The 11,507-nt window shown below is 42.1% G+C and carries 11 protein-coding genes; 2 read left to right on the forward strand and 9 right to left on the reverse strand.

The features are described from left to right. Positions 1 to 56: 56 nt before the first annotated feature. Positions 57 to 701, reverse strand: coding sequence for a TetR/AcrR family transcriptional regulator (locus tag ADA42_RS07220; protein WP_004947283.1), 645 nt, complete (start codon positions 699 to 701; stop codon positions 57 to 59). A 254-nt stretch (positions 702 to 955) separates the two neighbouring features. Between ADA42_RS07220 and ADA42_RS07225 the strand changes: the two genes are divergently transcribed. Next, positions 956 to 1,192 carry a VF530 family DNA-binding protein gene (locus ADA42_RS07225; RefSeq protein WP_048764377.1) on the forward strand — a complete coding sequence of 79 codons (237 nt, stop codon included), beginning with the start codon at positions 956 to 958 and terminating at the stop codon, positions 1,190 to 1,192. A gap of 117 nt (positions 1,193 to 1,309) precedes the next feature. Here ADA42_RS07225 and ADA42_RS07230 read toward each other — a convergent pair whose 3' ends face one another. The 7 genes from ADA42_RS07230 to ADA42_RS07260 form a co-directional block, all read right to left on the reverse strand. Then, positions 1,310 to 2,662, reverse strand: coding sequence for an MFS transporter (locus ADA42_RS07230; RefSeq protein ID WP_048764379.1), 1,353 nt, complete (start codon positions 2,660 to 2,662; stop codon positions 1,310 to 1,312). A 77-nt stretch (positions 2,663 to 2,739) separates the two neighbouring features. Then, on the reverse strand, positions 2,740 to 3,801 hold the full coding sequence (locus ADA42_RS07235) for an enoyl-CoA hydratase/isomerase family protein (RefSeq protein ID WP_048764380.1): 1,062 nt from the start codon (positions 3,799 to 3,801) through the stop codon (positions 2,740 to 2,742). Positions 3,802 to 3,825: 24 nt separating this feature from the next. After that, positions 3,826 to 4,599: an enoyl-CoA hydratase gene (locus ADA42_RS07240; RefSeq protein WP_004947290.1), complete on the reverse strand. Its 774-nt coding sequence runs from the start codon at positions 4,597 to 4,599 to the stop codon at positions 3,826 to 3,828. A 23-nt stretch (positions 4,600 to 4,622) separates the two neighbouring features. Then, positions 4,623 to 5,750: an acyl-CoA dehydrogenase family protein gene (locus ADA42_RS07245; protein WP_048764382.1), complete on the reverse strand. Its 1,128-nt coding sequence runs from the start codon at positions 5,748 to 5,750 to the stop codon at positions 4,623 to 4,625. A gap of 46 nt (positions 5,751 to 5,796) precedes the next feature. Further along, the gene (locus ADA42_RS07250) at positions 5,797 to 7,446 is read right to left on the reverse strand and encodes an AMP-binding protein (protein ID WP_048764384.1); all 1,650 of its coding nucleotides are present in this window, start codon (positions 7,444 to 7,446) and stop codon (positions 5,797 to 5,799) included. 85 nt (positions 7,447 to 7,531) lie between these two features. Continuing rightward, complete coding sequence (gene mmsB, locus ADA42_RS07255) at positions 7,532 to 8,422, reverse strand: 3-hydroxyisobutyrate dehydrogenase (RefSeq protein WP_048764385.1); 891 nt, start codon at positions 8,420 to 8,422, stop codon at positions 7,532 to 7,534. 10 nt (positions 8,423 to 8,432) lie between these two features. After that, positions 8,433 to 9,962: a CoA-acylating methylmalonate-semialdehyde dehydrogenase gene (locus ADA42_RS07260; protein WP_048764388.1), complete on the reverse strand. Its 1,530-nt coding sequence runs from the start codon at positions 9,960 to 9,962 to the stop codon at positions 8,433 to 8,435. A 174-nt stretch (positions 9,963 to 10,136) separates the two neighbouring features. Here ADA42_RS07260 and ADA42_RS07265 point away from each other — a divergent pair, with 174 nt between their 5' ends. After that, complete coding sequence (locus ADA42_RS07265) at positions 10,137 to 11,021, forward strand: LysR family transcriptional regulator (RefSeq protein WP_004947306.1); 885 nt, start codon at positions 10,137 to 10,139, stop codon at positions 11,019 to 11,021. A gap of 62 nt (positions 11,022 to 11,083) precedes the next feature. Here the strand turns inward: ADA42_RS07265 and ADA42_RS07270 are convergent, their stop codons facing one another. Next, entirely contained in the window at positions 11,084 to 11,383 is a 300-nt protein-coding gene (locus ADA42_RS07270) for a DUF1330 domain-containing protein (RefSeq protein ID WP_004947309.1), read from the reverse strand. Positions 11,384 to 11,507: the final 124 nt, after the last annotated feature.

The raw sequence follows: 11,507 nt of genomic DNA on the forward strand, positions 1-11,507 counted from the left end.
TGCTTGTCTAGAATTAATTAAAAAATAAATACAGACGTCTGCATTTATTTTTTTAATTAAATTTTTACGTGATTTTGTTGTTTTACAGCTAAAGTAAACAAGCGATAAAATGCATCTAAGGGACTTGTTGATTTGACCAAACGTGCTCTTAGAACTGCACCTTCCCACCCAATCCAAAACTGATAAGCAGCTTCATCACAATCAGTTACGCTATATTGTGAATTTGACCGATATAAACAATCTGAAACCAGTTTCTCCCATACCTTAAAGATACTTTCAATTCGAGCGATGATCTCTGGTGGCAAATACGAAACTTCTTGTCCTAAGTTACCTAAAATACAACCTCGTTTAAAATCATATTTTTCCAGTTTTTCACCGGCATCTTTTACAAAATTTTGCAGTCTTTCTAATGGGGAAAGATCAATTTGACTTAAAAACTTATTCAACCGCTTCACAAAATAAAGCTCATAAGTATCTAGAACTTCTAAAATAAAAGCTTCTTTATTTGCAAAATAATGATAGAAAGATCCTTTAGGAACTTGGACTGATTTCATGAGATCGTCCAAGCTCATAGCATTCATTCCACGTTCGGTTAGTAACTCGATACCTCGGCGGATTAACACTTCTTTAGTGTCTGCATAGTTACAACCGTGTTTGGTTGGTCGACCACGTGGTCTTTTGGGTAAAGAAGAATAATTCATAAAATAAAAATAGACTATGTGACTAGAAATATCAACAATAAAATTATTTGATTGAAATTTTATCTAAATAGCATCTGTTTCTTTTCTGGGAGAACTTAATTTTTATGTAAATGTACTCAAAAACTCTATAAGTTTATGAACTCATTTTTGAGAAGCTCTAATTTTCTATGTTAATTACGTTTAAATTTAAAACCTCTCATTTTTCTATTCGCTCAGGTTATAATAATAGCCTTCCCAAATATGATTGATCTATTATGAACGCCTCCAATGACCCTCTACACGGCAAAAAACTTGCTGACATTCTGGATGAATTATTGGATTACTATGGTGGCTTTGAGGGTTTGAGTCGTAAAATAGAAATTAGATGTTTTTGTATAGATCCAAGTGTTAAGTCATCATTACGATTCTTACGTACTACACCATGGTCGCGTGAAAAAGTTGAAAGCTTATATTTGTATGTCTTACGCCAAAAAGCCAAACAGAAATCGTAATTATCAGAATTCTAATGCCTTCACTGATCTATTTGTAATAATGTCTCAGCAACGTAAATCTCCACAATCATCATTCACGTTGCCAAGCATTCAAAACGACATAGTGCGTGTTTTGTATTAAGGTCGAGATAAGTCAGTTTTTGTTGTATTGTTTATAGTTGCTTTAGTAGAACGAATAGATAACTTGTCACGCTTCATAAAGCAAGTACAGAAAATCGCAAATATTGCCATACCTATAATATAGTTAATAATTAAATGAGGACTTCCCGCGCCTATACTCAAAAGCTTGGTCGCAATTAAAGGTGCTAAGCCTCCACCAATGACGCCAGCAAACTGCACAGAAATTGAAATACCGCTGTATCGGATTTCAGTTGGAAATTGTCGAGCAAACAACTGAGATTGCGGTGCGTACATGAGTGGAAAAACCACACCAATGGCCAATACAATTGCAAGCCAAACCAGAAAAGGATCTTTGGTATCCAACATACTAAAGAATGGATAACAATAGAGTGCGAGTACCAATAAGCCAGACATAAACATATTTCTTTGGCCTACTTTATCAGACAGATGTCCAAATAAAGGAGTCATTATCATAATCAAGCCACCTCCACAAATTGTGGCAAATAGAATATCTTGACGCGCAATGCCAAGTTTAGTGGTGGTATAGGCAAGTGCGAAGGTAGAAGCTATATAGAACCATGCATTTTCAGCAGCGCGGGCAAAAATAATGGTAAGAAGCTCTTTAGGATGATTTTTGAAAACCTGCAAAGCCGGTACTTTAATTTCTTTTGCCTGATCCTTCACTTTTTCAAAATCAGGGGATTCTGGTACTTTAACTCTTATATACCAACCCACACCGAGTAAAACAATACTGATCAGAAATGGGATTCTCCAGCCCCAACTAAATAATGCAGCCTCTGGTAGCATAGATACCAGTCCTAAAGCAATTGATGCAAGCATGAGTCCACCACCTGCACTGGCTTGAGGTAAGCTTCCCCAAAATCCTTTGCCGCCTTCGGGTGCGTGTTCAACTGCCATTAAAACTGCGCCACCCCACTCTCCTCCCATAGCCATACCTTGAATAAAACGCAATATCACCAGACACACTGTTGCCCAGTAACCGATACTTTCATAGGTAGGTAATAGACCAATCAGCACAGTGGGAATACCCATCATTATTAAAGTAGTTAACAACATCGCTTTACGGCCAATTTTGTCTCCAAAATGGCCAAATACAATTCCTCCCAAAGGTCGACCAATAAAACCGACGGCATAAGTGGCAAATGCAGCCATGACTCCCATTAATGGATCTAGATTTGGAAAAAACAGTTTGTTAAAAATTAACGCAGCCGCAGCACCGTAAATGAAAAAGTCATACCATTCGATGGTTGTTCCCACCATACTCGATATACCCGCCAGACGATGTGAAGGCTTTTTACTTTGAGTAGATGATTCTTGTACGTGTTTCATTGTTATTTATCCCTCTTATTCTTTGAGCTGTGTCATCCGTGACTCGCTTTGTTATTTAAAATAAATTCCATCTATTTTTAACAAAGCGAATCTTTATGTTGCTTACTCCATACTGGCCAGAATTTTTCCAGTGTTTTTTTAAATTCGGTATTATCAGTTTGCCACTTCGGATTTTTGTCTTTATCGACAATCAATGCTCTTACGCCTTCAATAAAATCTCCTTGCTGTAACCAGATATCCTGCAAGCCGCGTTCTAACTGCATACATTTTTCAAGCGAAAGATTTTGCCCAACCTGCTGTAACTTCAAACTGATTTGTTTTGCCATTTCAGGACGTTGCTCTAAAATCGCTTGCATTTTCTTGATCCAGTCCTGATGAAGAGTATCGTTGGCATCAGCTAAGCCTTGCTCAATTTCATTAATGTCAGGATAAGAAAAATACTGATTAATCAGATCGATATGTTGTTGTAATTCGCTTTCTTGCGGATGAGTGATAAATGAGCTAATGATGGTTCGGATTTCTACCGGATTGAGAATGGGTGCAACACTTAATGCGTGTTCTAGCGCGACAAAATGCTCACTTGGCACATGATAATCCACCAGATCCAGATATAACGCATCACTACTACTGATCTGTGCTCCAGTGAGCGCCATATACACACCAACTTCATCGAGTCTGGATAGAAAATAAGTCGCCCCAACATCTGGGAAAAAGCCAATCGCCGTTTCCGGCATAGCGAAACGCGATTTTTCACTGGTAATTTTGATATGACAGGCCTGAGCAAGCCCAAAGCCACCACCCAGCACATAGCCATCCATCATCACGATGACAGGTTTTGAATAATTACGTATTGTACTGAGCATGGTATATTCAGCAGAAAAAAAATCTTGGTATTGCGTGTTTCCAGCCTGATAACTGTCATACAGATAGCGTATATCACCTCCTGCGCAAAATGCTTTCGCAGCATTGGATTTGATGAGCACAGCTTGTACTTGCGAATCCTCTCGCCATTGATCGAGCTGCGCCTGAATACCCCGAATCATCTCTAGAGTTAAAGCATTTAAATGGCTACTACGGTTTAAACTTATAATGCCTAAAGCACCTTCGCTTCGAATTTCCAAATCGTCATGATCATTCATTATTTTTTCCTATTCGAATATTTATTATTGATGGGTAAATTTGGCAGGACGTTTTTCTACGAAGGCCTGCATGCCTTCTTTTTGATCATTACTGGCAAAAATGGAATGAAAAACACGCCGTTCAAAACGTAAGCCTTCAGTCAAGCTGACTTCAAAGGCTCGATTGATCGATTCTTTAATCATGAGCAGAGCTGGCAAAGATTTTTCAGCTATTTTTTCTGCCGCTTGTAAGGTTTGTGGTAAAAGTTCTTCTCTGGTAAATACTCGCGCCACCAAGCCGCTTTGCTCTGCCTCTTGTGCGCCCATTTGCCGTGCAGTCAAACACATCTCCATGGCTTTGGCCTTGCCAATGGCCAGAGTTAAGCGCTGAGTACCACCAATACCGGGCAATACGCCTAAAGTGACTTCTGGCAGACCAAATTTTGCATTATCGGCACAGTAAATAAAGTCACACATCAGTGCCAACTCACAACCACCACCTAAGGCATAACCACTGACTGCGGCAATAAGAGGCTTACGACGCTGAGCAATTCGATCGGCCAGACTAAAAAAATCATCGAGATAAATATCGGGAAAAGTTAAATCGGCCATTTCTTTAATATCGGCACCGGCAGCAAAGGCTTTTTCCGAACCTGTAATCACGATACATCCGATCGTTGGGTCTTTTTCAAACTGATCCAGCGCTTGATTGACTTCGATAATCAGTTGGTTATTGAGTGCATTAAGTGCCTTGGGCCGATTTAATGTAATCAGTCCGACACCATTTCGTTTTTCGAATAAAATCGTTTGCCATTGCATGATAAAAATCCCTTTTTTATTTTTTATAAGCTGCGTGCAATTACCAAGCGCTGAATATCGCTTGTCCCTTCGTAAATCTGACAAATTCGGGCATCGCGATAAATGCGTTCTATTGGAAAATCCTTTAAATATCCATAACCACCAAAAATTTGTAAGGCTTTAGAACAAACTCGCTCAGCCATTTCCGATGCAAATAATTTGGCCATGGAAGCTTCGGTTAAACAGCTTTCACCTGCTTCTTTTTTTCGTGCAGCAAAATGAACCAGTTGGCGCGCCGCCTCAATCTCGGTGGCCATACTGGCCAGCCTGAAAGAAATGGCTTGTTGCTCAATAATGGCTTTACCAAACGCTTCGCGTTCATGTGCATAGCGTGTGGCTTCTTCCAAGGCAGCTCTAGCCAAACCGACTGCTTGTGCAGCAATACCAATCCGACCGCCTTCCAGATTGGCAAGTGCAATTTTCAGTCCTTCGCCTTCTGCCCCTAATCTTAAGCTTTCATGAATTCGCACATCGGTTAAAGCAATCTGACAGGTATCTGACGCATGTAAGCCTAATTTTTCTTCGACTCGTATCACTTCATAACCAGGGGTATCGCGAGGTACCAAAAATGCACTCATTCCCTTTTTGCCTGCTGCCGGATCGGTTACTGCAAAAACAATAATTACGCCGGCGTTATTTCCAGAGGTAATAAATTGTTTGGCACCATTAATCACATAGTGATCGCTGTCTTTTATTGCACGGGTCTTAATTGCAGCAGCATCTGAACCAGTGTGTGGTTCGGTCAAGGCAAACGCACCGATCATTTCACCTTGGGCCAACGGCTTTAAATATTGTTGCTTTTGTTGTTCTGTTCCAAATTTATAAATCGGTACACAACCAACCGAATTATGCACACTCATAATGGTAGACGTTGCGCCGTCCGCTGCTGCAATTTCTTCTAAAGCCAACACATATGCCAGTGTACCTGTATCAGAGCCGCCCCATTGTTCTGGAATAAGCATTCCTAAAAATCCCAATTCACCCATTTGGGCGAGTGTACTTTTAGGAAATATACTTTTTTGGTCCCAATCGCTTGCGTATGGCTTGATCTGTTCTTGAGCAAAATCTTTTGCCATGTCTTGAATCAGTTGCTGTTCTTCTGTAAATTGCATAGAAGAGTATCCTGTAATTTAAATTTTTTAATATTGCTTAGGCTATTTAGGCGGTTTGTGAATGTGATTTATTCATTTCTTGATTGCGTAACAAGAAACGCTGAATTTTTCCACTTGGCGTTTTTGGAAGTTCAGTTACAAATTCAATCAAACGTGGATATGCATGTGCAGACAACCGTTTTTTGACGAATAAGCTTAATTCCTGTTGTAATTCGGCTGATGCAGTATGGTGATGAGCCAAAATCACAAATGCTTTAATAATTTCAGTCCGCTCTAAATCAGGTACGCCAATCACCGCTGCTTCAATCACGGCGTCGTGTTCGAGCAAGGCACTTTCTACATCGAATGGCCCCACCCGATACCCTGAGGTCGTAATAACATCATCGCTACGGCCAACAAAACTCATACTGCCATCGGCATGGATTTCAGCCGTATCGCCTGTTAAATAATATTGTCCAACAAAAGGTGATTTTCGGCTTTCTTCATAGCCTGAAAACCACATCATTGGAGATTGAGCAATATCAATTGCCAAAATACCCGGAACATCAGTAGCTAGTTCATTCCCCTGCTCATCTATAATCGTAATTCGATAACCCGGGCTAGCAAAGCCTGCCGAACCCGAACGAACGGGATGCGCTAGCGCATGATGGTTACATACCACCATTCCGACTTCAGTTTGACCATAATGATCATAAATCGGCACATCTAGTACCTCTTTAAACCAGCGAATCACTTCTGGATTTAAAGGCTCTCCCGCACTACTCACCACACGCAACTTACCGCGAAGCTGGGCCATTTGTGATGGGTCCGCTGCCATCATCATTCGATAGGCAGTTGGAGCACCCGCCAAATTGGTGATGCCATATTCATTAATAACATCGCATACACTTTCGGCATTGAAACCACCTTCATAAAACAGTGTTGAGTGCCCGAGCAATAAAGGCCCTGTAATGGCGTAATACAACCCATAGGCCCAACCTGGATCTGCAATGTTCCAAAAAATATCATCTTGGCTCAGGCCAATTGCATTTTTCATATAATCACCAAAAGCGATCAGCGCTTTTAGCGGCACTTTTAATGGTTTAGCTGGCCCTGTGGTGCCTGAAGTAAACATGAGCAAAAATGGATCATTGATACTCAACATTTCAAGTTCGACGGTTTCTGTTTGTCGATTTAACTCACGCCAGAAGTCGAAATCTTGCGGATAATTTTGCGTGTGTAACTCTGCCTGCACGGTCACAATCGGAGGACAATTACTGATCTCAGATAATTTTTCACGATTAGCAAGATCTGTTATTACCAACTTGCTTTGTGCCAGTTGGATGCGATGCTCAATTGCTTTGGGTCCAAATGCGGTAAATAAGGGCTGATATACGGCGCCAATCCTCCAAGTGGCCAAAATAGTAATGATCAGCTCTGTTGTTCTTGGCAGTAAACCAGATACGCGATCGCCTTTACCCACACCCTGTGACTTTAAAAAGCTGGCAAATTGGGTCGAGTATTTTTTGAGTTCACGAAAGCTATATTGTTCTTTACGGCCATCTTTCGCATACCAGTACAAAGCAATCGCGTCAGAATCGGCATGCCGGTCACAGCATTCATAGCACGCATTTACTGCCTGCATAGAACCAGATAGATACTGCTTTGCTACCGTCTCTAAATTAAAATTTTCAATTGTTTTTTGATAATCGAACATATTCAACCTCAGCCTGAGTTTATCGTTATTACTGACAAGTTATTTTGATGAAGCGAATCCTTGCTTCATTGAATCATTGTGTGCTTTAAGTGGGTGGCGTGGTGTATTGATGCATAATGCTGGAAAAGTCCAGATGAGCATGACCGTCTTGACATAACTTTTGATAAAGTTGTTGTACCATGCTACCCAGCACCACAGGTTGCGCAGCCTGTTGAGCGGCATCGACTGCCAAGCCGAGATCCTTGAGCATCAGTTGCGCGGCAAAACCATCCGTATAACCACGTGAAGATGGCGCGTTGGCGCAGACATCTGGCCATGGATTATAGATTTCAGAGCTCCAGCAACGTCCAGTTGAACTATTGATCACACCGGCCAGCGCCTGTGGATCCATACCCAGTTTTGCTCCGAGCGCCATCCCTTCTGCCACGGCGGTCATAGAAATGCCTAAAATCAGATTGTTACAGATTTTGGCGACCTGTCCTGTTCCCACAGCACCACAATGCACCAGATTTTTACCCATACAGCTCAGAGGCAACTTGACCGCTTCAAAGGTGGCTTCATCGGCACCAATCATGAAAGTCAAAGTGCCATCTTTTGCGCCCAAGGTACCACCCGATACAGGTGCATCACACACTCGGATCTGTTTAGCCTGAGCAGCGGCGGCAATCTCTTGAATTGTTTGCGGATCGATCGTACTGCTGTCGATACACAAACTACCGGCTTGAAGTACTTGCAAAATGCCGTGTTCACCAAGATAAACATCACGAACATGTTTAGCTGCGGGCAACATAGTCACCACAACTTCTGCATGCTGAGCAGCGTCTTGCGGATGATCACAGACTATGCCACCCGCTGCTGCAAAATGATCTAGCGCTGTTTGACTTAAATCATAACCAAACACTTGATGACCTGATTTGAGCAGATTTTGTGCCATGGCACCGCCCATATTCCCCAAACCAATAAATGCGATCTTCATACTATCCCCCTTAGCGCAAACTAATCGTTGTATTTACACCACTGGTTTCTTGATCATCTTCAAACCATCGGCTCGTAATGGTTTTGGTTTGAGTATAAAACTGTACTGCCTGTTTACCGTAAGGCCCTAAATCTCCAAGCTTTGAACCACGTGAACCAGTAAAACTGAAGAAAGGAACTGGCACAGGAATTGGAATATTAATGCCCACCTGACCGATATCAATCTGATGCTGAAATATACGCGCTGTATGGCCATTTTGAGTAAATAGACCAACACCATTACCAAAAGGGTTGGCATTGATCAGTGCAATCGCCTGTTCCAACGTATCAACATGCATAATGGCAAGTACAGGGCCAAATACTTCTTCCTGATAAATTCGCATATCGGTGGTGACCTGATTAAAAATCGTTGGGCCAACAAAATTACCCTGCTCATATCCAGACACCTGCACATCACGCCCGTCCAGTAACAGTTTTGCGCCTTGTTCAACGCCACTATTGATCAGATCAATTACACGCGCTTTAGCACGGGTAGAAATGACTGGCCCCACATCGGTATTCGGCTCATGTCCGGCATTAACTTTCAATGTTTTAGCTTTATTGACAAGTTCGTCAACCCAATGCTGGGCTTCTCCTACCATGATCGCCACAGAAAGCGCCATACAGCGTTGTCCTGCTGCACCAAACGCTGCACCTACTAAAGCATTTAATGTTTGTTCTTTATTGGCATCTGGCATGACCACAACATGGTTCTTTGCACCCATCATCGACTGTACACGTTTGCCATGCTGACCAGCCAGTTGATAGACATGCGTACCTACAGCAGTCGAACCCACAAAAGAGATGGCTTTGATATCGTGATGAGTACACAGCAGATCGACAACTTCTTTACCACCATGCACCACATTCAGTACACCAGCAGGAATACCCGCTTCAATTGCCAGCTCTACAAGCATCATGGTTGATAACGGATCTTGTTCTGAAGGCTTTAAAACAAAGGTATTTCCACACACAATCGCCATTGGAAACATCCATAGTGGAATCATGGCCGGGAAATTAAAGGGTGTAATCCCTGCACACACACCAAGCGGCTGCTGTACGGTGTAGGTATCGACACCACGTGCAACACCCTCTATATACTCTCCCATTTGCAAAGTACCAATCGAACAAGCATGCTCGACAACTTCAAGACCACGCTGAATATCTCCTTCGGCATCAGCCAAAGTTTTTCCTTGTTCTGCTGTCAACACTTGGGCAATACTTTTTAAGTTATTGCGAATCAGATCTTGCAGCTTGAGCATAATACGCATACGTGCCTGAATAGGCGTTTGGCGCCAACTGGCCAAAGCATTTTGTGCAGCTGCAATCGCAGCATTGACTTCTTCGGCTGTCGCAAAAGGCACTCGTCCTAAAACTTCTTGTGTCGCTGGATTGACAATATCTTGCCAATGGCTTGTTGTTGACTCGACAAATTCACCATTGATCAGTAGTTTTGCTGTGGTGAATCCGGTACTTTGCTGTGGATGATGAATCGCGTTCATGATCGCTCCGTGCTTGTTTGTTATTGTCGTTGTAATCGCCTTTACTGGCTTCTTTAACGCATTTTTTTACGCTGTTTCAGCAGACTAACAAAGAACACTTTGACCACCAATAGAAATTGATGCACGATGATTGTGCAAATATGCACAGGGATTTAACAGGATGTTAAATAAAAAATGAAAGTAGATTGGGATCATTTACGCTTTTTTTTAGTTTTGGCACGCGCGAAAACACTGACCAATGCGGCTCGTCTAATCGGGGTTGAACACAGTACAGTGGCACGGCGTATTCAGGCGCTAGAAAGCACTTTAGGAACACAGCTGTTTAAACGTGAAGCCACTGGTTATGAGCTTACCTCTGAAGGTTTGGCGTTGGTACCACGTGTGGAGCAGATGGAACAATCTTTCATTCAGATAGAAAAACGCCATGACCCGTTACAGGGACGGGTGCGTATTGGAGCACCAGAAGGTTTCGGTACGGCATTTCTGGCGGGTTTACTGGCTGAGTTTTCAAAACATTATCCGTTACTGACCATCGATCTCATACCGGTACCAAAAACAATTAAACTTTCACATCGTGAAGCGGATATTGTCATTTCTATCGATCGCCCTAAATCTGGGCCATATATTATTACCCGGCTCACCAATTACTGTTTAAAGCTCTATGGTAGTCGGCACTATTTAGAGCAACATCCGCCTATTGAAAAGCTAGATGATTTACGACAGCATCGTTTTGTCGATTATATCGATGATCTGGTGTATAGCACGGCGTTGTATTCGTTAGAACGTTTACCTCTGCAAGTGAGTGCTTGTTTTCGCAGTAACAGTATTTTAGCACAGGAAATTGCAGTGCGTGCTGGTGCTGGACTGGCCATTTTGCCAAGGTTTCTGGTTCGTGATAAAACTGAATTGGTGGAGGTGCTGGGCGATCAGTTAAGTTTTTCTCATACGTTTTGGATGCTTACGCTGGTCGATTTACAACACGAACCTAGAATTAAGCTGGTATGGGATTTTTTACGTAAGCAGGCAGATGTACAGCAAGAACTTTTAATGGGCGGATAATCAGACGGACCCTATTCGTAAAAAAGCGCCTTAATTGGGCGCTTCTTGTTCATTAGAGTGAATTAGACTGGCTCTTTGAGACCTTCAATAATAAACACGCGGTAATTCGCCCCTTTAAGACGATGTTGTAACGCATCTTGATACTCTGGACTGTTATACCATTCACGTGCTGCTGCCATATCTGGAAAACGTAAAATCACAGCACCTTCAATATCACTACCTTCAAGTACTTCGAATTTGCCATAAAACGCAAGCGGCGTGAGATCACGACCTTCACGTGCAAGTGGTGCCTTTTCTGCATACTGTGCCATTTGTTCAGCGTCTGAGGTGCTTTCACGGGTAAATACAACATAGGCAGACATTGAAAAGTCCTTATTTTAACAATTGAAGTTGTATTGTTTTAACTGAAAGGATCGGCTTTTGCCTAGTGCTTTTCAGTTAACGATACACAATAGAAAAAATATTTATCATTCGCTTACCCATAGA

It is taken from the genome of Acinetobacter sp. 243_ASPC (assembly GCF_001054715.1).
Lineage (GTDB): Bacteria > Pseudomonadota > Gammaproteobacteria > Pseudomonadales > Moraxellaceae > Acinetobacter > Acinetobacter soli.

Bases quoted from the DNA above. Each gene is read 5' to 3' on its own strand.
- ADA42_RS07250 (WP_048764384.1), bottom strand. From the start codon at position 7,446: ATGTTCGATTATCAAAAAACAATTGAAAATTTTAATTTAGAGACGGTA.
- ADA42_RS07235 (WP_048764380.1), bottom strand. From the start codon at position 3,801: ATGAATGATCATGACGATTTGGAAATTCGAAGCGAAGGTGCTTTAGGC.
- ADA42_RS07220 (WP_004947283.1), bottom strand. From the start codon at position 701: ATGAATTATTCTTCTTTACCCAAAAGACCACGTGGTCGACCAACCAAA.
- ADA42_RS07225 (WP_048764377.1), top strand. From the start codon at position 956: ATGAACGCCTCCAATGACCCTCTACACGGCAAAAAACTTGCTGACATT.
- ADA42_RS07245 (WP_048764382.1), bottom strand. From the start codon at position 5,750: ATGCAATTTACAGAAGAACAGCAACTGATTCAAGACATGGCAAAAGAT.
- mmsB (WP_048764385.1), bottom strand. From the start codon at position 8,422: ATGAAGATCGCATTTATTGGTTTGGGGAATATGGGCGGTGCCATGGCA.
- ADA42_RS07270 (WP_004947309.1), bottom strand. From the start codon at position 11,383: ATGTCTGCCTATGTTGTATTTACCCGTGAAAGCACCTCAGACGCTGAA.
- ADA42_RS07230 (WP_048764379.1), bottom strand. From the start codon at position 2,662: ATGAAACACGTACAAGAATCATCTACTCAAAGTAAAAAGCCTTCACAT.
- ADA42_RS07265 (WP_004947306.1), top strand. From the start codon at position 10,137: ATGAAAGTAGATTGGGATCATTTACGCTTTTTTTTAGTTTTGGCACGC.
- ADA42_RS07260 (WP_048764388.1), bottom strand. From the start codon at position 9,962: ATGAACGCGATTCATCATCCACAGCAAAGTACCGGATTCACCACAGCA.
- ADA42_RS07240 (WP_004947290.1), bottom strand. From the start codon at position 4,599: ATGCAATGGCAAACGATTTTATTCGAAAAACGAAATGGTGTCGGACTG.